The 21,568-nt window shown below is 67.5% G+C and carries 20 protein-coding genes; 9 read left to right on the forward strand and 11 right to left on the reverse strand.

Annotated features, from left to right (window positions below):
• Positions 1 to 63 precede the first annotated feature (63 nt).
• Together ACFTSA_RS17035 and ACFTSA_RS17040 are read left to right on the forward strand one after the other, a co-directional pair.
• The gene (locus ACFTSA_RS17035) at positions 64 to 381 is read left to right on the forward strand and encodes a YegP family protein (RefSeq protein ID WP_377952772.1); all 318 of its coding nucleotides are present in this window, start codon (positions 64 to 66) and stop codon (positions 379 to 381) included.
• 11 nt (positions 382 to 392) lie between these two features.
• Positions 393 to 1,112 carry an HAD family hydrolase gene (locus ACFTSA_RS17040; RefSeq protein WP_377952773.1) on the forward strand — a complete coding sequence of 240 codons (720 nt, stop codon included), beginning with the start codon at positions 393 to 395 and terminating at the stop codon, positions 1,110 to 1,112.
• A 3-nt stretch (positions 1,113 to 1,115) separates the two neighbouring features.
• Here the strand turns inward: ACFTSA_RS17040 and ACFTSA_RS17045 are convergent, their stop codons facing one another.
• Positions 1,116 to 1,388: a hypothetical protein gene (locus ACFTSA_RS17045; protein WP_377952774.1), complete on the reverse strand. Its 273-nt coding sequence runs from the start codon at positions 1,386 to 1,388 to the stop codon at positions 1,116 to 1,118.
• 193 nt (positions 1,389 to 1,581) lie between these two features.
• Here ACFTSA_RS17045 and ACFTSA_RS17050 point away from each other — a divergent pair, with 193 nt between their 5' ends.
• The gene (locus ACFTSA_RS17050; RefSeq protein WP_377952775.1) at positions 1,582 to 2,757 is read left to right on the forward strand and encodes a zinc-dependent alcohol dehydrogenase; all 1,176 of its coding nucleotides are present in this window, start codon (positions 1,582 to 1,584) and stop codon (positions 2,755 to 2,757) included.
• 124 nt (positions 2,758 to 2,881) lie between these two features.
• Here the strand turns inward: ACFTSA_RS17050 and ACFTSA_RS17055 are convergent, their stop codons facing one another.
• The 6 genes from ACFTSA_RS17055 to ACFTSA_RS17080 form a co-directional block, all read right to left on the reverse strand.
• Positions 2,882 to 3,691: an SDR family oxidoreductase gene (locus ACFTSA_RS17055; RefSeq protein WP_377952776.1), complete on the reverse strand. Its 810-nt coding sequence runs from the start codon at positions 3,689 to 3,691 to the stop codon at positions 2,882 to 2,884.
• A gap of 40 nt (positions 3,692 to 3,731) precedes the next feature.
• Positions 3,732 to 4,088: a VOC family protein gene (locus ACFTSA_RS17060; protein WP_377952778.1), complete on the reverse strand. Its 357-nt coding sequence runs from the start codon at positions 4,086 to 4,088 to the stop codon at positions 3,732 to 3,734.
• A 153-nt stretch (positions 4,089 to 4,241) separates the two neighbouring features.
• Positions 4,242 to 5,054, reverse strand: a complete 813-nt coding sequence (locus ACFTSA_RS17065; RefSeq protein ID WP_377952808.1) for a bifunctional allantoicase/(S)-ureidoglycine aminohydrolase — start codon at positions 5,052 to 5,054, stop codon at positions 4,242 to 4,244.
• Positions 5,055 to 5,064: 10 nt separating this feature from the next.
• Entirely contained in the window at positions 5,065 to 6,339 is a 1,275-nt protein-coding gene (locus ACFTSA_RS17070; RefSeq protein ID WP_377952779.1) for a DUF6986 family protein, read from the reverse strand.
• 3 nt (positions 6,340 to 6,342) lie between these two features.
• On the reverse strand, positions 6,343 to 7,941 hold the full coding sequence (aceB, locus tag ACFTSA_RS17075; RefSeq protein ID WP_377952780.1) for a malate synthase A: 1,599 nt from the start codon (positions 7,939 to 7,941) through the stop codon (positions 6,343 to 6,345).
• A 23-nt stretch (positions 7,942 to 7,964) separates the two neighbouring features.
• A complete protein-coding gene (locus tag ACFTSA_RS17080; RefSeq protein WP_377952781.1) occupies positions 7,965 to 9,425 on the reverse strand; it encodes an NAD-dependent malic enzyme in 1,461 nt (486 codons plus the stop codon).
• A gap of 212 nt (positions 9,426 to 9,637) precedes the next feature.
• Here ACFTSA_RS17080 and ACFTSA_RS17085 point away from each other — a divergent pair, with 212 nt between their 5' ends.
• On the forward strand, positions 9,638 to 10,393 hold the full coding sequence (locus ACFTSA_RS17085) for an IclR family transcriptional regulator (protein ID WP_377952783.1): 756 nt from the start codon (positions 9,638 to 9,640) through the stop codon (positions 10,391 to 10,393).
• Between the two features lie 100 nt (positions 10,394 to 10,493).
• Here ACFTSA_RS17085 and ACFTSA_RS17090 read toward each other — a convergent pair whose 3' ends face one another.
• Both ACFTSA_RS17090 and pucL read right to left on the reverse strand, forming a co-directional pair.
• Positions 10,494 to 11,975, reverse strand: coding sequence for a nucleobase:cation symporter-2 family protein (locus ACFTSA_RS17090; protein ID WP_377952784.1), 1,482 nt, complete (start codon positions 11,973 to 11,975; stop codon positions 10,494 to 10,496).
• A gap of 261 nt (positions 11,976 to 12,236) precedes the next feature.
• Entirely contained in the window at positions 12,237 to 13,145 is a 909-nt protein-coding gene (gene pucL, locus ACFTSA_RS17095; protein WP_377952786.1) for a factor-independent urate hydroxylase, read from the reverse strand.
• A gap of 377 nt (positions 13,146 to 13,522) precedes the next feature.
• Here pucL and ACFTSA_RS17100 point away from each other — a divergent pair, with 377 nt between their 5' ends.
• Complete coding sequence (locus ACFTSA_RS17100) at positions 13,523 to 13,696, forward strand: hypothetical protein (protein WP_214856926.1); 174 nt, start codon at positions 13,523 to 13,525, stop codon at positions 13,694 to 13,696.
• A 97-nt stretch (positions 13,697 to 13,793) separates the two neighbouring features.
• Here the strand turns inward: ACFTSA_RS17100 and ligD are convergent, their stop codons facing one another.
• Positions 13,794 to 15,047 (reverse strand): non-homologous end-joining DNA ligase, encoded by a 1,254-nt coding sequence (ligD, locus tag ACFTSA_RS17105; protein ID WP_377952787.1) that lies wholly within the window; start codon positions 15,045 to 15,047, stop codon positions 13,794 to 13,796.
• 116 nt (positions 15,048 to 15,163) lie between these two features.
• The gene (locus ACFTSA_RS17110; RefSeq protein WP_377952788.1) at positions 15,164 to 16,558 is read right to left on the reverse strand and encodes an 8-oxoguanine deaminase; all 1,395 of its coding nucleotides are present in this window, start codon (positions 16,556 to 16,558) and stop codon (positions 15,164 to 15,166) included.
• A gap of 439 nt (positions 16,559 to 16,997) precedes the next feature.
• Here ACFTSA_RS17110 and ACFTSA_RS17115 point away from each other — a divergent pair, with 439 nt between their 5' ends.
• From ACFTSA_RS17115 to ACFTSA_RS17130, 4 genes are all read left to right on the forward strand, one after another.
• Positions 16,998 to 17,492 carry a nucleoside deaminase gene (locus ACFTSA_RS17115; protein WP_377952789.1) on the forward strand — a complete coding sequence of 165 codons (495 nt, stop codon included), beginning with the start codon at positions 16,998 to 17,000 and terminating at the stop codon, positions 17,490 to 17,492.
• Positions 17,493 to 17,498: 6 nt separating this feature from the next.
• Positions 17,499 to 19,064, forward strand: coding sequence for an NCS2 family permease (locus ACFTSA_RS17120; protein WP_377952790.1), 1,566 nt, complete (start codon positions 17,499 to 17,501; stop codon positions 19,062 to 19,064).
• Between the two features lie 177 nt (positions 19,065 to 19,241).
• Complete coding sequence (locus ACFTSA_RS17125; protein WP_377952791.1) at positions 19,242 to 20,594, forward strand: XdhC family protein; 1,353 nt, start codon at positions 19,242 to 19,244, stop codon at positions 20,592 to 20,594.
• Positions 20,585 to 21,568: an FAD binding domain-containing protein gene (locus ACFTSA_RS17130; RefSeq protein ID WP_377952792.1), complete on the forward strand. Its 984-nt coding sequence runs from the start codon at positions 20,585 to 20,587 to the stop codon at positions 21,566 to 21,568. Before ACFTSA_RS17125 ends, ACFTSA_RS17130 begins: the two co-directional genes overlap by 10 nt.

The raw sequence follows: 21,568 nt of genomic DNA on the forward strand, positions 1-21,568 counted from the left end.
TTGGCTCGTAGGTAAGTATACTTACTAACACCTCACCGCAGGGTGAAGAAGGAGGAGAGCCAAATGTCTGGATATTTCGAGTTGGTGGACGCCCCCGACGGCGGATACAGGATCCGGCTGCTGGATGGAACCGGGGCCCTGATGGCGGTGTCCGTCACCTTCCCGACGAAGCGTGCAGCTGTTGCGGGAGTGGCTCAGGCCAGGGAAATCGCTGGTACCGGCTTGATCCGTGACCTTTGCAAGGACGCAGTGAAGCGCCCCGCGCCCAAGCGTCATGGAAAACCGGCAAGGCAGGCGCTGAAATCGACGGTTGCCGTGGGGTATGGGTCCCCGAGGACCGCGCCGCAGCGGGTGCCGGCCCCGTCGTTGGCCGAGCGCTGAGGGAGGTTCGAATGCGGGAGGGCACGGAGCAGGAGGGCCGGTTGTCAGAAGGGCAGCGCCGGGAGAAGGGTGTCCTGTTCGATGTTGACGGGACGCTGATCGACTCCGCCTACATACACACCCTCGCCTGGTGGCAGGCATTCCGCCAGTCGGGTTTCGACGTGCCCATGGCCCGGATCCACCGGTGCGTGGGGATGGGCGGGGCGCGCCTGGTAGACAGCCTGCTGCCGGACTCCCGGGGCAAGGAAGTGGACGAGGAGATTCTGTCCGCCCATTCCGGGGTTTTCGGCACCTACTGGCCATCGCTCCGCGCCCTCGACGGTGCCCGTGACTTGCTGGCCAGGTGCAGCCAGGGCGGGCTGGCGGTGGCGCTGGCCTCGTCCGCGCGGGAGCAGGACCTCAAGGCGCTCCGCTCGGCCCTGTCGGCGGATGACTTCATCGACGCCGCGACGAGCTCCAATGATGCGGAAAACAGCAAGCCGGAGCCGGATATCCTGATCGCTGCACTAAAGGCCGTGGACGTGCAGGCCTCCAACGCGGTCTATGTGGGGGACGCGGTGTGGGATGTCATGGCGGCCAGCACGCTCGGCATGCCCACCATCGCCCTCACCTGCGGCGGCACCAGCGAGGCGGAACTCCGCGATGCGGGGGCTGTCGAGGTCTACACGGGACCGCGGGATCTGCTGGACAACCTGGGCCGCAGCGCGATCGGAAAGCTGCTCGAGGGGTAGGGGTCAGGCTTCGGCCGTGTCCACCCTGGATTCGGTGTTCGTGAACCCGCCGCCCTTGGGCTCGTCGGCGTAGGCGCCCTTGTTCCAGGACACGGCTACGGCGACGGAGCCGTCGTCGTTCCTCACTACCTCGGTGACCACCTCCGAAACCGCCGCCCCCATGGCGAGGATCTTTGCACGGTAGGTGGTGACCAGCTCCTCGAGGCTGGCCTCCGTCCATTCACCGGGGCGCATGCGCGTGGAGATTTCCACCGGTTCGGGCTGGTACAGCGACATGGTGGCGCCTTTCCTTGGGGGCAGGATCAGTTCCTACGCTAGGAGCGTTCTCCGGCCGAAACAAGAGAAAAGCAAGGATGCTTACTTTTCGCTTTTGAAACCCGGAAAATTGATAAGCATACTGATCTTCACAATGGCGCCGGATCGGGCTACCGTCGAAAGGACGTGACGTGCAGCTACAGGAAGGCAGCCCATGAAGGCACTTACTTGGCAAGGCAAGCGCTCGGTGAGCGTGAAGGAAGTGCCGGATCCCGTCATCCAGGAGCCCACGGATGCGATCGTGCGGATCACCTCGTCCGCGATCTGCGGCTCGGATCTCCACCTGTACGAGGTGCTTGGCCCGTACATGCACAAGGATGATGTCCTCGGGCACGAACCGATGGGCATCGTGGAAGAGGTGGGAAGCGCCGTCACCAACCTGGCCAAAGGCGACCGTGTGGTCATTCCCTTCAACATTTCCTGTGGCCACTGCTACATGTGCTCGCAGGGCCTCCAGTCGCAGTGCGAAACCAGCCAGGTCCGGGAAAAGAACTCCGGTGCCGCGCTCTACGGCTACTCGGAGCTCTACGGTTCCATTCCGGGCGGCCAGGCGGAGTACCTGCGGGTGCCCTTCGCCGACTACGGCCCCGTGAAGGTGGGGCAGGAGCTGCCCGATGAGCGGTACCTGTTCCTTTCGGACATTCTTCCCACCGCCTGGCAGGCGGTGAAATATGCCGACTCTCCGGCCGGCGGCACGCTGGCAGTTTTCGGGCTTGGCCCGGTGAGGCAGTTCGCCTCCCGGGTGGGCGCCTACCTCGGCCAGCGGGTCATCGGTGTTGATCCGGTGCCGGAGCGCCGGGAGATGGCCGCGCGCCACGGCGTCGAGGTTTTGGACTATGCCAAAGGCATATCGGACGAACTGCGGGAAATGACCGGCGGCAGGGGCCCGGATGCGGTGGTTGACGCCGTCGGGATGGAAGCGCACGGCTCGCCGGTGGCAGGATTCGCCCACCAGGCACTGCGACTCCTCCCCGACAAGGTGGCGCAGAAGGCCATGGAAACCGCCGGCGTGGACCGTCTCGCCGTGCTGCACGCGGCCATTGACTCGGTCCGCCGCGGCGGCACGGTTTCCCTGAGCGGCGTCTACGGCGGCACAGCCAGCCCGATGCCGCTGCTCACCATGTTCGACAAGCAGGTCCAGCTGCGCATGGGCCAGTGCAACGTCCGCCGGTGGACGGATGAGCTGCTTCCGCTGGTGGAGGACGACGCCGATCCGCTGGGTGTCATGGATCTGGTCACCCATACTGCCGGGCTGGCTGAGGCGCCGGAGCTCTATGAAAAGTTCCAGAAAAAAGAGGACGGCTGTATCAAGGTTGTCCTCAAGCCCTGACGGGCCTTAGAGACGCCGGGCTTTAGCAGCGAGGTCCGGGACGGCGGCTGGCGGGCGACTCACCCGTCAGCCGCTTTCCGTTAAGGGCTGCTGTGCTCGTAAGGGCTGCTGTGCTCGCCGGGGGCTATGGCTCGCGCCATTCATGGCCGGTGATGTGGGAGCCGGCCTGCGGCCCCATCTGGAGCATGCCGCCGTCGACCGCCCACGACGCCCCGGTGACGTAGCTCGACGCCGGGGAGGCGAGGAACGCGATGACGGCGGCCACCTCCCGGGCATCGCCGGGCCGGCCGAGGGGGACGCCGGGCCGGTCCTTGGTGTGCGGGTCCTCGTCGGTCTGGCCGGTCATCGGGGTCGCGATTTCGCCGGGGGCCACGGAGTTGGCCGTGACGCCGTGGCTGGCCAGCTCCAGCGCGATGGTTTTGATGAGTCCGCCCAGCCCGTGCTTGGAGGCATCGTAGGCCGACGATCCGACCCGCGGCTGTGTCTCGTGGACGCTGGTGACGGCGATGATCCGGCCGCCCCGTCCGGCGTCGACCATGCGGCGGGCCGCCGCCTGGATGCAGAGGAACGCGCCGTTGAGGTTGGTGTCCAGGGTTTTCGCCCAGGTCTCATAGTTCAGTTCGAGGAACTTGGTGCCGTCACCGGTGCCTGAGTTGTTGACGAACACGTCCACGCCGCCCAGCTCCTCGGCGAGGCCGTCGATGACACCGGCGCAGGTCAGCAGGTCGGTGGTGTCGAGCTGCCGGACTACGGCGTTCCGGCCCGCGGCCCGGACGTCCTCGGCGGTCCGCTCGGCGCCTTCCCGGTCCGAATGCCACGTGACGCCGACGTCGAGCCCGGCCCCTGCCAGGGCAACTGCGGTGGCGCGGCCGATCCCGGAATCGCTGCCGGTGACGATGGCGGTGCGGGGCGAGAACTCGGGTGAGAAGTTCATGGCGTCCTTTCAGGTCCTTGCCGGGGGTCCTTGAAAATTCTCAGGCCGCCGCATCCACAACGCAGAAGCGGTTCCCGTCCGGGTCTTCGAGCACAACGAAGTCCGGGTCATCAGGGTAGGAGTCCCAGTTCACGCGGGATGCCCCGAGCTCGACGAGGCGTTCCACCTCGGAAGCCTGGTCGTCGGCGTAGAGGTCGAGGTGAAGGCGCGGATGGGACTGCACCGGGGTCTCGCTGAGCATGAGGGCGAGCCGGGCGCCGTCGCCCTTTTGCGGGACCAGCACCACCCACGTTTCATCGCCGTCTTCCCGCGGGATGTAGCCGAGGGCGTCGCACCAGAATGCGGTGGCGCGGGCGACGTCATTGACGCCAAGGACTGTCGTTCCGATCGTCAGCATGCCCCCATGCTTCCCTGCGGCCAGTTGTGACGCAAGGGGTCGGGCCGGGTTGACGTTCACGCGGAAGGAGACGAAAACGCGCGAAACCGCCGGAAGCTCCAGCGTGCTGGCGGCTTCCGGCGGTTTCGGCGGTCCCGGCCCGAAAAGGAGGGACTACGTCAGGCGGACCTGGCGGTTCATGTCCTTGTACAGCAGGTAGCGGAACTCGCCCGGACCGCCCGCGTAGCAGGCCTGCGGGCAGAAGGCACGCAGCCACATGAAGTCGCCGGCCTCCACCTCCACCCAGTCGTTGTTGAGCAGGTACATGGCCTTGCCCTCGAGGACGTACAGGCCGTGCTCCATGACATGGGTCTCCGGGAACGGGATCACACCGCCGGGCTGGAAGGTGACGATGTTGACCTGCATGTCGTGGGCCAGGTCGCTGGAGTCCGTGAAGCGGGTGGTCTTCCAGACGCCGTCGGTGTCGGGCATCGCGGTGGGCTCGACGTCCTTCTCGTTGGTCACGAAGGACTTGGCTTCGTAGCCTTCCAGCCGCTCGTAGGCCTTGCGGATCCAGTGGAAGGAGACGATGTCGTCCGAGACGTTCTCCACGCCCCACTCCGAGCCGGCGGCGAGGTAGGCGTAGCCGCCCTCTTCAAGGAGGTGCAGTTCGCCGTCGAGCGTCAGGTTGAGCTTGCCCTTGGTGACGAAGACAACGCCCTCAACGCCTGTCTCGAACTCCGCCTTCGGTGCGCCGCCGCCCGGGGCGATCTCGACGATCAGCTGGGAGAACGTGGTGGCGAACCCGGAGATGGGGCGGGCGATGATCCAGGAGCGGGTGTTCGAGAAGCCCGGCAGGTTGGACGTGACGATGTCCGTCAGGACGCCCTTGGGGATGACCGTGTAGGCCTCCTTGACGATGGCCCGTTCCGTGGTGAGGTGGGTCTGCGGCGGCAGGCCGCCCTGGGGGTAGTAGTAGTTGCCCATCATTGGATCCTTACTTCGAAGTGGATTGGGCCAGCCGCGGGTGGGCCAGGCCGGTGAGTTGCGGGAGTCCGACGCCGGCAAGCGTCAGCACCTCGTCGGCACCTGCTGCGCCGCACTGGACGCCGCGCAGCACAAACGCGGCAAGCGCGCGGGCAGTGGCCGGCTCGTCCATCACGCCGCCTTCCGTCTGCTCCACATAGTTCCGCAGCCGGGCGGCCGCAGCCGGCAGGCCCTGGCGGTAGAAGGCATACGTTGCCGCGAAGCGGCTGGGCAGCTGGGCCGGGTGCAGGTCCCAGCCCTGGTAGAAGCCGCGCTCCAGGGAACGGCGCACCAGGCGGCCGTGCAGCTGCCAGGCGTTTTCCACGTTGTCGCCCACGGGAATGATGTTGGTGGAACCGTCGGACAGCCGGATGCCGGTGCCCGCCACCGCCAGCTGCATGACCTCCTTGGCGAAGTCGGCGACCGGATGTTCCATCGACTGGTACTCCGCCGAGATCTGCAGCGAAGCCGAATAGTCGTACGTGCCGTAGTGCAGTCCGCTGATCCGCCCGGGAACGGCGTGCGGCAGCTGCGCCACCGGGGATGTTCCTTCGGGGCCGAGAATGAGCTGCGGCGTCTCCACCTGCACCTCGAAACGGAGCCGGCCCGAGGGGAGTGAGTGGATCTCCTCGAGGCGGGAGACGGCGTAGTCCATCGCCTGCACCTGCGCCACCGTGGTGACCTTGGGCAGTGTCAGGACCAGGCCCTCGGGCAGTTCACCCGCGGCAGCCAGGCCGGAGACGAACAGGTCCAGGGTGCGCAGCCCGCGGGCCCGGGTGGGGGCCTCGAAGCACTTGAACCGGATCCCGATGAACGGCGGCGCGGAGCCGGCGGAGACTGCCGCGGCCACGGCGGACGCCGCGGCAACAGCGGCGGCGTCCTCGGCGTCGTCGCCCCGGTCCCCGAACCCGTCTTCAAAGTCGAGCCGGAGGTCCTCGATCGGCTCGCTGCCCAGCTTCGTCTCCACCCGGGAGGCGACTGCCTCGGCGAGCTCGGCGTCCTGGCCCAGCAGCGAACCGAGCCGGGCCAGCCCGCCGTGCGCGGCCGCCGTCGCCAGCGCCTGGGTTCCCCAGTCGGCGGCGAGCGACGGCGTGAAACGGTCAGCGGGCACGTAGACGGTGTGGACTGGCTGGCGGGAGCCGTCGTCGCCCGGGTAGTTCTGCTCAAGCAGCCGGTCGGTGTCCGCCAGCTGCCCGTCGATCCGGGCCAGGTCCGCCGCGGTGAGCGATGTTTCGGGTACCGCCATGCCTCAGCCCACCAGTTCGTAGGCGGGGGTGGTGAGGAAGTCCGTGTAGTCCTCGGACAGGCAGATGTCGCCGATCAGGCTGCTGGCCGGCTGGTAGTAGCGGGCGAAGGCTTCCTCGCCCACCTCGCCGCGCAGCTTCTCGGTTTCCTCGGCGAGGATGCGGGTGACCAGTTCCCGGGTGACCTTGTTGCCGGTGTCCGCGAGGACCACCTCGTTGCGGATCTGCTGCCAGACCTGCGAGCGGGAGATTTCCGCCGTGGCGGCGTCCTCCATGAGGTTGTGGATGGCAACCGCGCCGTTGCCGGAGATCCAGACGGCGGTGTATGCCACGGCGACGTAGAGGTTCAGGCGCAGGCCGGCTTCCGTGACCTGGCCTTCGGCGGAGGCGATGTCCAGCAGTTGACCGGCGGTGACCGAAACTTCCGGGCGCTGCTTGTCCAGCTGGTTGGGCTTGTTGCCGAGGACCGAGTCGAACACCTCCTGGCAGACGGGCACGAGGTCAGGGTGGGCAACCCACGAGCCGTCGAAGCCGTCGTTCGCCTCGCGGGTCTTGTCCGCGCGGACCTTCTCGAACGCCTGCGCGGTGACCTCGGGTTCGCGCCGGTTGGGGATGACCGCGGCCATGCCGCCCATGGCGAACGCGCCCCGGTGGTGGCAGGTCTTGACCAGCAGTTCCGTGTAGGCCCGCATGAACGGTGCGGTCATGGCCACGGTGGCGCGGTCCGGCAGCACGAAGCTGGAGCCGGCATCGCGGAAGTACTTGATGATGCTGAACAGGTAGTCCCAGCGGCCGGCGTTCAGGCCCGAGGCGTGGTCCCGCAGCTCGTACAGGATCTCGTCCATCTCGAAGGCTGCCGGAATGGTTTCGATCAGCACCGTGGCGCGGATGGTGCCCTGGCCGAGGCCGAGGAAGTCCTGGGCGAAGACAAACACGTCGTTCCACAGCCGTGCCTCGAGATGGCTCTCCATCTTCGGCAGGTAGTAGTACGGGCCGTGGCCGTTGAGCACCAGCTGCTTGGCGATGTGGAAGAAGTGCAGGCCGAAGTCCACGAGCGCGCCGACGGCGGGTTCGCCGTTGAGCAGCAGGTGCCGCTCCTCCATGTGCCAGCCGCGGGGGCGGGCCACGACGACGGCCAGCGGGGCGTCGGTGCGGAGCCGGTACTCCTTGCCCTCGGGGGAGGTGTAGCTCAGGGTTCCGGTGGCGGCGTCGCGAAGGTTAAGGATGGCGTCGATGACGTTGCCCCACGTGGGGGTGCTGGCGTCCTCGAGGTCGGCCAGCCACACCTTGGCGCCGGAGTTCAGGGCGTTGATGGCCATCTTGGCCGGCGACGCCGGGCCGGTCATCTCAACCCGGCGGTCCTGCAGGGCCGCCGGTGCCGGCGCAACCTTCCAGTCGCCGTCGCGCACGTTCTTGGTTTCCGGCAGGAAATCCAGGCTGCCGGTCCGGGCGACCTCCTCACGCTTGGCCTTCCGGGCCGTGAGCAGCTCGCCGCGCCGGCCGGCGAAGCGCTTGTGGAGCTCCTCCACGAACGCGAGTGCCTTAGGGGTGAGAATTTCCTCCGCACGCTCGATCGGCCGGGGGTCTGTGACTGTGATAGCCATTGTGGGTCCTTTCCAGGGCTGATTCAGGCGTTGGCGAGGGCTGCGTCCGCAGCTTCTTCTGTTGAGTCTTCCGCTGATGCTGCCGCGACGCCAGTGCCCGCTGCGGCGTGCGCCGCGGCGGCGACTGCTGCCGCGACGTCGGCGGCCACGTGGGGATCGAAGACGCTGGGGATGATGTAGCTGGCGTTGAGTTCGTCGTCAGCAACCCGGTTGGCGATCGCCTCGGCAGCGGCCACCAGCATCTCCGGCGTGATGTCCGATGCCCCGGCGTCCAGCAGCCCGCGGAAGAAGCCCGGGAAGGCCAGGACGTTGTTGATCTGGTTCGGGAAGTCGCTGCGGCCGGTGGCTACGACGGCGGCGTGCTTGGAGGCCACGGTGGGGTCAATTTCCGGCGTCGGATTGGCCATGGCGAAGACGATGGCGTCCTTGGCCATCGAGGCGACCTGTTCCTCGCCGATCACGTGCGGGGCGCTGACGCCGATGAACACGTCGGCGTCCTTCAGGGCCTCGTGCAGGGTTCCGTCGAAGCCTTCCGCGTTGGTGTTCGCGGCAATCCAGGTGCGGTGCTCGTCGTCGTACTTCTCACCGGAGTGGATGGCGCCGGAGCGGCCGGCGGCGATGATGTGCTGCGCGCCCTGGGCCTTGAGGAGCTGGATGATCGCGGAGCCTGCGGCGCCCACGCCGGAGACCACGATTTTCACCTCAGCGAGCTTCTTGCCGACGACGCGCAGCGCGTTGACCAGGGCGGCCAGCGTGACGATGGCGGTGCCGTGCTGGTCGTCGTGGAAGACCGGAATGTCCAGTTCCTCGCGGAGCCGGTTTTCGATTTCGAAGCAGCGCGGCGCGGCGAGGTCCTCGAGGTTCACACCGCCGTAGACGGGTGCGAGGGCCTTGACGATCTTGATGATTTCCTCGGTGTCCTGGGTGTCCAGGCAGACCGGCCAAGCATCGACGTTGGCGAACTGCTTGAACAGCGCGGCCTTGCCCTCCATGACGGGAAGCGCCGCAGCGGGGCCGATGTTGCCGAGGCCCAGGACGGCAGAACCGTCGGTGACCACGGCGATGGTGTTGCGCTTGACCGTCAGGTTCCGGGCGGCGTCGGGGTTTTCGGCGATGGCAAGGCAGACGCGGGCGACGCCCGGTGTGTAGGCGCGGGAGAGGTCGTCGCGGTTGCGCAGAGCCACCTTCGGGACCACCTCGAGCTTGCCGCCGAGGTGCATCAGGAAGGTACGGTCCGAGACGTTGCGGACGGTGACGCCGTCGAGCGCGTTGAGCGCATCCTTCACCCGGTCCGCGTGGTCCTGGTCGGTGGTGTTGCAGGTGACGTCGACAACCAGCGTCTCGTGGTGGGACTCGGTGACGTCCAGCGCGGTGATCGCCGCACCGGCCGCGCCGACGGCTGCCGCGAGCTCGCTGGTGGCGGAGAAGCTCGAGGGGGCCTCCACGCGCAGGGTGATTGAGTTTCCGGGGCTCGGGTTCGCCATTGAATGTCCTCCTGGTTCGGCCCGCCGTTGGGGCGGGCGCTTCAGCTGAATGTTTTCGTATTATGGATATTATTATCTACTTTATGGAAATACAAGCCCCTGCTCTTTCCATCGACGGGGCCCGGCGCCGTGCTGTATCTTTGGCTGTCTAAGCAACTTTTTTCACGATGCGGATAAGAGTTGTCGTATTCGAGGCAACAGGAGAGTGCTACATGGCTGAGAAGGCCAGCGGAGGCGTGCAGTCGGTTGAGCGCGTCTTTGAACTTTTGGAACTGATCACCGACGCCGGCGGCGACGTGACGCTCAGCGAGCTCTCCTCCTCCACGGACCTGCCCCTGCCGACGATCCACCGGCTGCTGCGCACGCTCGTGGCGCTGGGGTACATCCGGCAGTTGCCCAACCGCCGCTACGCCCTGGGCCCGCGGCTGATCCGGCTCGGCGAAGGCGCCAACAAGCAACTCGGTGCCCTGGCCCGGCCGCAGCTGAAGTCGCTCGTGGACCGGCTGGGGGAGACATCCAACATGGCCGTGCTGGACTCGGACATGGTGATTTACGTGGCGCAGGTGCCGTCGCTGCACTCGATGCGCATGTTCACCGAGGTGGGCCGCCGCGCCCACACGCACGACACCGGAGTGGGCAAGGCGATCCTGGCGCAGCTGGACGACGAGGTGGTGCGCGGCATCGTGACCCGCACCGGCATGCCCACGCCCACGGCCAAGAGCATCGGCGACTTCGATTCCCTCATTGCCGATCTCAACCGGATCCGGGAACGCGGCTACTCGATCGACGAGGAGGAGCAGGAGCTCGGCGTGCGCTGCTTCGCCATGGCCGTGCCCAACGCTCCCACGCCCACGGCCATCTCCGTCTCCGGGCCGGTCTCCCGCGTGGACCAGGCCTTCGCCGACCGCGCCGTGCCGCTCCTCCGCGAAGCAGCCCAGGCCATCTCGGACGAGCTCAACCAAAACTAGGCCCCCCGCCGTCGTACTTCCATAGCGCGAGCTGGCAGCTAATGCCCCCAAATCTCGGATTTGGGGGCATTAGCTGCCTATTCGCGCTTAATGGGGTTGGCTAGTGGTCTGACTTGGTTGAGGCCTCGATGGGGACTTCCTTGCCGTCGCAGTCGATGAGCTTCCCGCCTTCGAAGCGGTCGCCGTCGGCCAGGCAGTGCAGGTCCTCCTCCTTGACCACACGCCCGGTGCCCGCCACGAACACTGACTGATTGTCCGAATTGCCCGCCTTGAGGTGGTTGAAGAGCAGGTTCAGCAGGATGGCCATGACCGCTGCCGAGCTGATGCCGGAGTGGAAGATGGTGCTGAACCAAGACGGGAACTGGTCGTAGAAGGCCGGTGCGGCGATCGGGATCATGCCGAAGCCGATGGACGCGGCCACGATGATCAGGTTCATGTTGTTGCGGTACTCCACCTTGGAGAGCGTCCGGATGCCGCTGGCGGCAACAGTTCCAAAGAGTACGACGCCGGCCCCGCCCAGGACGGGCGTCGGCACCGCCGCGACGACCCGGCCAAGAACCGGAAGCAGGCCGAGGACGACGAGGATGAGGCCGCCGGCGCTGACGACGAACCGGCTCTTGACGCCGGTGATGGCGACCAGGCCCACGTTCTGGGCGAAGGCGCTCTGGGTGAAGGAGTTGAACAGCGGGGAGATGGCGCTGGAGAGCATGTCAGCCCGGAGGCCGTCCCCGATCCGCTTGGAGTCGACCTTGGTGCCCACGATCTCGCCCACGGCGATGATGTCTGCGGAGGTCTCGGTGAGCGTCACCAGGATGACGATCAGCATGGAGATGATAGCCGCGATCTCGAACGTCGGCGGACCGAAGGCGAAGGGGGTGGGGAAGGCGACAATCTCGCCGGTGCCCACCTTGGAGAAGTCAGCCATGCCGAAGGCGAGCGCGATCAGGGTGCCGAGAACCATCGCGAGGAGGATGGACAGCCGGGAGATGGCGGCGTTGCCCACCTTGCTCAGCAGCAGGACGATCGCCATCGTGGCGGCGGCCAGGCCGATGTTGGCCATGCTGCCGTAGTTGGGGGCTGCCTTGTTGCCGCCCATGGCCCAGTTGGCGGCCACCGGCATCAGTGTCAGGCCGATGGTGGTGATCACCGTGCCCGTGACAACCGGCGGGAAGAACTTGATGATCTTGGAGAACAGCGGGGTGATGAGCAGGCCGATCAGCGACGCCGCAATCACGGAACCGAAGACCGCCTGGATTCCGCCGCCGCCGTGGACAATCGCCACCATCGTGGAGACGCCGGCGAACGAGACGCCCTGGACGAGCGGGAGCTGGGAGCCGAAGAAGCGGAAGCCGACGGTCTGGAGGATGGTGGCGAGGCCGCCGACGAAGAGGCAGGCGGCGATCAGCAGGCCGATGTCCTGGGAGGACATGCCGGCCGCGGCGCCGATGATCAGGGGCGGGGCGATGATGCCGCCGTACATGGTGAGGACGTGCTGGAACCCGTAGGCGAAAGTGCTGCCGATCGAGAGGCGCTGGTCTTCCGGGCGGGTTGCCGCTGGGCGGCTTTTCTTGGTGATGTTCATGGCAGACTTTCTTGGTTCATGGCAGACGCCTTCGTCTGGCTAACAATGTCTGGCTAACAATTTGAATCGTGTAGTGGCCTCGGGCTGGGGCGGTTGGTAATGGACGGGGCTTGGAGTTTTTGTCCACTTATTAGGGGTTTAGGGGCGTTTAAGTCGCGATATGTGGACAAAAACTCGGAACCGGGGGTGGCTGCGGGGCCGGCGGGCCCACGGAGACCTTGGTGTCCGCGGGCCGGCCGGCGACGCTTGTCAGGCGGCTGTTTAGCAGAAGCCGGCGATGCCCGACCAGGCGGCGTCGGCTGCTTCGGCGTCGTCGCGCCGGACAGTGGCTTCAATGAGGCCGTAGGGGCGGTCGGCCGCATAGAAGACCTCGTTGGGGTTGTCGAGCCCGAACGGCGAGAGGTCCACGAGGAAGTGGTGCTTGTTGGGCATCGAGAACTTGATTTCCTCGATCTCGTTGTGGGCCTCCAGGACCTTCGCGCCCATGTCGAACAGGGTCTGCTGCAGGGCGTGGGAGTACTTCTCGGTGAAGCCTTCAAGCAGGAGGCTCTTGACGTCCTCGTAGCTCTTGTTGAAGTCCAGCGAGCTGAAATCCGTGCCGGCCTTGAAGCGCCAGCGGGCCGAGACGTCGGTGGCCAGGATGCGGTCGGTGGTCTCCGGCAGCGTGGTGTACTTGTCCTTCGGGTACCCGACGAAGCCGGACTGCGTGGATTTCAGGACGGTCAGGTCCTTGAGCCCGGAGATCAGGTGGGTGGCGGCGCCGTCGCGGACCAGGACGGCCGTACGGACTTCCTGGCCCTTGCGGACAAAGGAGTGGTCGTGTGCGGTGCCATGCGCCTGGATGCGTTCCCAGGCGTAGGACTCGGCTTCCCAGCGGCCGCCGGTGACCCAGTCGAAGCTGGAGGTGAAGTGCTCACCGAGGCGGAGCAGGAAAGCCTCGGGGGAGCCGACCCCCTCCCGGGCGAAGGCGTAGATGGTGTTCTTCTGGGTGTCGGTGGCCACCACGTGGGCGTTGTCGCCTTCGAGGTGGGCGGCTTCGAAGTCGCCGCGGAGCTGCGAGGTGACGTTCAGGTCCTCGATCTCGTGCCGGTCGGTGTCGCGGGTGATCTTGACGACGCGGACTTCGGCCTTGCCGTACTGGTTCTGGCCGAGGACGATCTTGTTGCTCATGGTCTGTTCCCAACTTCCGGTATGTGGAACGAAGGTCCCACATAGAAATTAAGTGCGTGTTTCCCACGCGTTTCAGTGGCGTCGACCCAAACAAAAAATGAGCCGACATCAGTTGTGATGCCAGCTCATTACGACCCTGCCTGCTGCTCCCAGGTTACGTGACGTGCGCCACGAATTGCCTTCAAGCGTAGCGCAGCATTCCGGTGGTGTACATCACAGATTCAAAAAACCGTTTGTGACCGACGACGGCGGACGTCCGGCCCGGGAGGGTCTTGACGCCGCGCGCTAAGCATTCGTAAGATTTCACATATCAGAAACAAATTTCCGTAAAGCGAAAAAATGCGTTGCGGATCAGCGCAAGAAACGAGGAGGAACAGATGGACTCGCAGGATCAGAACAACGTCGCGGAATTCCCGGCACCCGGCCAGGAGCTGTACCTGCCGTTCGGCGCCACGGACCCCGACTTCTACATCCCGGCTGACTGCGACCGGCGCTCCGGCGGCCTGTCGCGGTGGCTGCGGGCGCTTCCGGTCTTCGGCCGGCGGCCATAGGACGCGGTATTCGCCGCAGGACGCGCAAATGGTCCGGTGACACCCGAATATAGGTGTCGCCGGACCATTTCTGTGTCGCCGGACCGGTGCAGTGTCCTCAGGCAGGCGAGGACCCGGGACGCCCCGGCCACTCCTTGCCCGCCCACGGGTCGTAGTCCGCAACAAGCTCCTCCTGCGCAGGACGCTTCGCTTCGGGGACATGCTGCAGGTTCACCCGCACCCGGTACCAGAGCGAACTTGAGCCGCGCATTCCGTCGACCAGCACGTCGGCAGGATGCAGGGCCGGCACCACGTCCGCATGCCGGGACTTCCACTCGTCGAGCGCCGCCAACGCTTCCGGCTTGGTTTTGGTGCGGGCCACCTCAATGAGCGGCATCACCGACTGCCGGCGGCCGGAGCCGTTTCCGGCGCGCGGCGCCTTCTCGGCGGGGCCGAGCTCTGCGGCCAGGGCGAGTAGCCCGTCGAGGGAGCCGGCCGCGTCGTCGATGCCGGCGTGGGGGTCGCCCGCCTCGGCGAAGCGCTCCACCACCGTGGGCACCGTGAACTGTTCCGGCCGGGCGGAGCGGACCTCGTCCCAGGTGAGGGGCGTCGAGACCCGGGCGTCGGGCAAGGGCCGCACCGAGTAGGCCGACGCCACGGTGCGGTCCTTCGCGTTCTGGTTGAAGTCCACGAACACACTCTCGCCGCGCTCCTCCTTCCACCACCTCGCGGTGGCAAGGCCGGGAGCGCGGTTCTCAACCTCCCGGGCCAGCGTCTCGGCCGCGAGGCGCACGTCGCGGTACGACCACCGCGGCGCAATCCGCACCAGGATGTGGAGTCCCCGCGACCCGCTCGTCTTCGGCCACCCCACAAGCCCCATGTCGTCGAGCACCTCCTGCGCGACATAGGCGACGTCCACGATCTGCGACCAGTCGACCCCCGGCATCGGATCCAGGTCCACCCGGAGTTCGTCCGGGTGCTCGAGGTCCTCGGCGCGCACCGGATGCGGGTTGAGGTCGAGGCAGCCGAGGTTCACCACCCACGCCAGGCCCGCAGCATCCCGGATGACGGCTTCCTCCGCCGACGTCCCCGACGCATAGTGCAGCGTCGTCGTGTCGATGAAGCCAGGATGGTTGTCGGGTACTCGCTTCTGGAAGAAAGGCTCCGCGTCGATGCCCTTCGGGAAGCGCTTGAGCACCATCGGCCTGCCGCCGGCACCCCGGAGCGCGCCATCCGCAACCGCCAGGTAATAGCGCACCAGGTCGAGCTTCGTCAGGCCGGGCTCCGGGAACACCAGCTTGTCCGGGCTCGAGATGCGGACCTCGGTGCCGGCGATGTCCAGAATCTCGGCCGGCGTCTTCGACGGAGTCATGCGGCCACGCTAGCAGTTGACCGGCCCCGTTTCGATGGTTCCCTGCGCACTCGACGCTGCGGAACGTCGTCTGCGCAGGGAACCGTCGAAACGGCGAGGGAGCGCCGGCGGGGGCGTCAGCCGTTTACCAGCCGCCGCGCCGCCGCCGAATGCTCCGCGATCAGACCGGCCACGTCCAGCCCCGGAATCTGTCCGTCGACCACCCGCCACTGGCCGCCCACCATCACGCGGTCCGCGCGGTCGGCGGCGCACAGCAGCAGGGCGGCGAGGGGATCGTGGCTGCCGGAGAACCGCAGGTCGTCGAGCCGGAACAGGGCCAGGTCCGCCTGCAGTCCGGGCGCCAGTTCGCCCAGGTCCGGCCGGCCCAGCACCGCCGCTGATCCGCGCGTGGCCCAGCCGAGCGCCCGCTCCACCGGAACCTGCGCGCCGTAGCGCAGCCGCTGCAGGTACAGCGCCTGCCGCGCCTCCAGGATCATGTTGGAGGCATCGTTCGACGCCGATCCGTCCACTCCCAGCCCCACGGGCACTCCCGCGTCCTCCAGTTCCAGCACCCGGGCGGTGCCGGATGCAAGCCGCATGTTCGACGTCGGGCAGTGCGCGACGGCGGTCCCCGCAGCTCCCAGCCGGGCAATTTCTGCGTCGCTGAAATGGATGCCGTGGCCCAGCCAGGTCCGGTCCGTCAGCCATCCCACGCTGTCCAGGTAGTCCACGGTGCGCAGGCCGAACGTCTCGAGGCAGAACTGCTCCTCGGCGAGGGTCTCCGCGAGGTGCGTGTGCAGCCGGACGTCGTGCCGGTCCGCCATCGCGGCGGTCTCGGCCATGATCTCCTTGGTGACGGAAAACGGCGAGCACGGCGCCAGCGCAATCTGGATCACGGCCCCGTCGCCGCGCTCGTGGTACTCGCGGATCAGCCGTTCACTGTCGGCGAGCACCACCTCCGGTGCCTGCACCGTCGACTGCGGCGGCAGGCCGCCGTCGTCCTCGCCGAGGGTCATGGAGCCGCGGGTGAGGGTTGCCCGCATGCCGAGGCGCCGGACGGCGCCGATTTCGACGTCGACCGCGTCCTCCATCCCGGCGGGGAAGAGATAGTGGTGGTCGGCAGCGGTGGTGCAGCCGGAGAGGAGCAGTTCGGCGAGGGCCACGGTGGCCGCGAGGTCAAGGTCCCGCGGGGTCAGCCTCGCCCAGACCGGGTAGAGGTTCTGCAGCCACGGAAAGAGAGGTGCGTTGGCCACCGGACCCCAGGCGCGCGTGAGCGTTTGGTAGAAGTGGTGGTGCGTGTTGATCAGGCCGGGCAGCACCACGTGGTTGCCGGCGTCGAAGGTCTGTCCGCACGGTGCGGAGGGGGTCTGGCCCGCGCCGAGCACCTCCACGATTTTGCCACCGCTGATCACCAGGCCGCCGGAGGCATCGAGGCCGTTGGCGGTGAAGGCCGCCAGCGGGTTCCGGATCCAGAGCCGGGATTCGGGTGCCGGCTGGGGGAGCGTCGATGAAAGGTGGGAGAACTGGGTCATGAGGGTCCTTGTCTGAGCGTGCTGATACTTTCCAGCTCAGTGGTCCTGTCTGCTGATCCAGGGGACCTGCCGCCTGTACGTGACGCCCGGGCGGCGGGTCGGCACCAGCGTAGGGCGGGCGCCGGACGGGGGTCAATGGCCGCGCATTGTGACCGGCCGGGTGGCAGGTCCATCCGGCAGCCTTGGAAGCGGCCCGCCGTGAGGCACTCGAAACACACATTTCACATCGCGAAATTAAATTTCCAGAAAACTATGGCGCGGACCACATTCCGGTGCTAATCTCGATGTTGCCAAAGGCGGGCACCCGGGACTCCGGGGAAGCTATCTACCAGGCGCAACTTAACCTTCAAAAGCACATGCTGAAGCCGGGTAACCGTCGCACTTGGTCCTTTCCGTTCCGTCGCGGGGTACCGGCTTCCACAGCAAAGGGAGTCGCATCATGAGTACCACCGTCACGGCCGAGGCATACCTGGCCAGGTCCATCCAGTTGGCAACCGCCAACGTCCTGAACAGCGGCGGCCCGTTCGGCGCCGTGATCGTCACCGCCGACGGTCAGGCGTTCGACGGCGTCAACCGGGTCACCGCCGACAACGATCCCACCGCCCACGCCGAGGTCACGGCCATCCGCCGCGCATGCAGCGGTCTGGGCACCTTCGACCTCCGCGGAGCCACCCTCTACAGCAGCTGCGAGCCATGCCCCATGTGCCTGGCCTCGGCGCTCTGGGCCCGCATCGATCGGGTTGTCTTCGCCGCGGACCGGCACGACGCCGCGTCCGTCGGTTTCGACGACGCCGTCTTCTACGAGTACTTCGACAACGAGGACCGGCACGCCCTGATGCCGGTCTCCAAGCTCGAACTGGGCCACCCCGAAGCCCCGGCCATCCTGGAACCGTTCAACACCTGGAACACGCTCGACTCCAGGATTGACTACTAGGGCCCGGTGGCTGACATGACAATCCTGGACAACACCGCTGAAAAGCAGGCTGCGCTTCAGGGCGCGGGGCAGACAGCGGCACTCGAAATGCACCAGACAACCGGAAAAACGCAACGGGGCAACGGCCCCAGGCCCCCGGCGTCGAACTCTTTCCTTGACCGCTTCTTCCACATCACCCGCCGCGGTTCCACCGTGGCCCGCGAGGTGCGCGGCGGACTGGTCACCTTCTTCACGATGGCCTACATCGTCATCCTGAATCCGCTGATCCTCGGCGGCTTCAGCGCGGACAACGCCCCCACGGACGTCGCCGGCGGCTGGCTGTCCGCGGCGCAGGTGGGCGCAGTCACCGGGCTGACAGCCGGCGTCATGACCATCGCGTTCGGCCTGATCGCCAACCTGCCGTTCGGCCTGGCCGCGGGACTGGGCATCAACTCCTTCCTCGCGGTGGCGGTCATCCACGAGGTCACCTGGGCCGAGGCCATGGGCCTGGTGGTCATCAACGGCATCCTGATCGTCCTGTTCGGCGTCACCGGCGCGCGGACCGCGATCTTCCGGGCCGTGCCCAAGGAACTGAAAGCGGCGATCACGGTGGGCATCGGCCTGTTCATCGCCTTCATTGGCTTCGTGGACTCGGGCTTCGTCAAGGCCAGCGCCGGCGGGCCCCCGGTCCAGCTCGGCGACAACGGCTCCATCACCTCCATCCCCACCATGGTGTTCATCATTGGCCTGCTGGTCATGGGCATCCTCGTGGCACGGAAGGTCCAGGGCGGCCTGCTCATCGGCATCGTGGCCACCACGGCACTGGCCGCCGTCGTCGAGGCATTCATGCACATCGGCCCCGCCAGCAAAACCAACCCCGGCGGCTGGCACCTGAACACCCCGGTGCTGTCCGGCCACCTGGTCTCCGCACCGGACCTCGGCCTCGTGGGGCAGTTCGACATGTTCGGCGCCTTCGGCCGGATCGGCGGCCTGGCCGCGACGATGCTGGTGTTCACGCTCGTGTTCACCAACTTCTTCGACGCCATGGGCACCATGACCGGCCTCGCGAAGAGCGCAGGCGTGGCGCATAAGGACGGCACGTTCCCCCGGCTCAAGTCCGCCTTCATCGTCGAAGGCGTGGGCGCGGTGGTGGGCGGCGCGACGTCGGGCTCCTCCAACACCGTGTACATCGACTCCGCCGCGGGCATCGGCGAGGGCGCGCGCACGGGGCTGGCCTCGGTGGTCACCGGCGCGCTGTTCCTGGGCTCAATGTTCCTCACCCCGCTCACCAGCGTGGTGCCGCTCGAGGTGGCAGCCGCCGCCCTGGTGGTGGTGGGCGCCATGATGATGGCGCAGATCCGCGAGATCAAGTTCACCAAATTCGCGGTGGCGCTGCCGGCCTTCCTGACGATCGTCACCATGCCGCTGAGCTACTCGATCGCCAACGGCATCGGCGTGGGCTTCGTGACCTGGGCGGTGATCGGTGCGGCCTCAGGCAAGGCGAAGAAGATCCACCCGCTGATGTGGGTGGTCACCGTGGGCTTCATTATCTACTTCGCGCGGGGTCCGATCGGCGCGCTGCTCGGGGCGTAGGACCCGGCCAGGACACGGAAAGTGCCAGGCGACGCGCAGACGGCCGGCGGACACGGGATTCCGCGCATCCCCGGACCGTTTGCGCGTCGCCGGGCCGGACCGGCGTCGCATGCTTTCAACTACCAGGAATAGGAACGAGAATATGGGCACCATCGCACGGGAAGAGGGAGTGCTGCCATGCTGGATCTGATGCCTTCTCTGGCCGGCTGGCGCCCGGCGGCGTCCGGGGAACGCTGCGCCGTCGCCACCATCATCACTGCCAGCGGCTCCGTGCCGCGGCCGCCCGGGACCTCCATGCTGGTGTCCGAATCCGGCGAGATCCTCGGCAGCCTCTCCGGCGGCTGTGTTGAAGGCGCCGTGGTTGCCTCCGCCCTGGAGGTAATGGCCGACGGCGGCACCCGCCTTGAGGCGTTCGGCTTCAGTCCCGAGGACGCGTTCGCCGTCGGGCTCACCTGCGGCGGCGAGCTGGAGGTCCATATCCAGCCGCTGGAGGGCGGCGCCGCCGGGTTCGGCGCGCTCCGGACGCTGGCCGCCGGCGATCCCGAACGGCCGCTGGCGCTCATCCGGCGCATCGACGCGCCGGCCGCGGCCGCCAAAACCGTGCCCGGCAGCGCATTGGGGGCTGCCGGGAAAGGCGCCGTCGCCGGCGCACAGCCGCCTTCCGTCGTCGTAATTCCTGACCCGGGAAGCTTCCGGGCGGCCGGATCAGCGGACCTCGCAGCCCTGCTGGGCCTGGATGCCCTGGACGTTGAGGCAAGGCGGGAAGCACTCCTGGCGGCCGCGGCCCAGGTCGAACCGCTGCTGCGCGGTGGCCGGACGGGGCTGGTCCGGCTGGCGCCGCCGCAGGGCTGCAGTGCTTCGGCCCGGGCTGGCGCCACGCAGGCCTCGCCCGAACCGGTGGCCCTGCTGGTGGAGAGCCGCCTGCCGCAGGCCCGGCTGCTGGTGTTCGGTGCCAACGACTTCGGCGCGGCGCTGGTGCCGGCCGCGAAGCTGCTCGGCTACCGCGTCACCTTGTGCGATGCCCGGCCTGCGTTCGCGGCGCAGGAACGCTTCGCCGCCGCGGACGAGGTGGCAACCGACTGGCCGCACCGGTATCTGGCGGCGGAGGCCACCGCAGGCAGGATCGATGCCCGTACGGTCATCTGCGTCCTCACCCACGACCCCAAGTTCGACATTCCGCTGCTGCAGGGTGCGCTGGAGCTGGATATGGCCTTCGTCGGTGCCCTGGGCTCGCGGCGCAGCCACCGGCAGCGCATCGACGGGCTGCTCGAGGCCGGCGTGGCACCGGATCGGCTGGCCCGGCTGCATTCACCCATCGGCCTGGACCTCGGCGCCGTCACACCGGCGGAAGTCGCCGTCTCCATCACCGCGGAGCTGATCGCAGCCCGCACCGGTGCCGCGGCCTGCGCTCCATTGCGGGACGGCAGCGGACCCATCCACTCGCTTCCCGCCGGCGGTACAGAACCCGCGCTAAGCCGCCAACCGGCACTCATTACAGAACAGGCACCCCAGGAGATCGCATGGACATGAACACCATCGAGGCGGTGGTCCGCACCACCGACCCCGCCGACTGGCGCGACGGCGACGCCTGGCTCGCGGGCGGCACCGTCCTCTTTTCCTACGGCAGCACGGCCTTCGGGCCCGAGCCGCTGCGGCGCCTGCTGGATCTCGGTTCCGCCGGCTGGCAGCCCGTCACCGTGACGGCGGATGGCATAGAGCTCGCCGCCACCTGCACAGTCGCCGAACTGTACGCGCTGCCGGAAAAACTGGCAGGCGAAGGGGGCACTCCGGACTGGGCAGTGAATGCTCAGCGCTGGCCGGGTCTGGAGCTTATCCGGCCCTGCTGCGACTCCTTCGTGGCGTCCTTTAAGGTCTGGAACATGTCCACCGTGGGCGGCAACCTCTGTACGTCACTGCCGGCCGGCCCCATGATCTCGCTGTGCGTGGGACTGGACGGCACGGCCACCATCCTCGGCCCGGGAGGCACCCGCCGCGAACTCCCGGTGGCCGGCCTCATCACCGGGGACGGGCAAAACGCCCTGGCACCCGGCGAGCTGCTCCGCAGCGTCAACCTGCCGGCGTCGGCCCTGTCCGCCCGGGTGGCGTTCCGCCGCCTCTCGCTGAGCAACCTCGGCAGGTCGGGCGTGCTGCTGATCGGAAGGCTCGACGACGACGGCCGGTTCACGCTCACCGTCACCGCCGCCACCAAGCGGCCCATGCAGCTCCGGTTCGAGTCCCTGCCGGACGCGCCGGAGCTGGCGGACGAACTTGCGACCGCCATCTCGGCGGCCCTGTATCACGACGACATCCACGGGCTGCCCGAGTGGCGCCGCGACATGACGCACCGCCTGGCCGGGGAAATCCTGGCAGAACTGGGCTCGCCCGCCGGAGGGCCGGCAGCAGTGTCCGGTGACTTCTGGCCGCCGAAGCAGACACAGCAGCCCCTGCAGCCCCTGCAGCAGACCCGGCAGATGCCGCCGCACCAGACAACGAGAGGGGCCTGA

The sequence above is a fragment of the Arthrobacter sp. NPDC057013 genome, assembly GCF_042674585.1.
Lineage (GTDB): Bacteria > Actinomycetota > Actinomycetes > Actinomycetales > Micrococcaceae > Arthrobacter.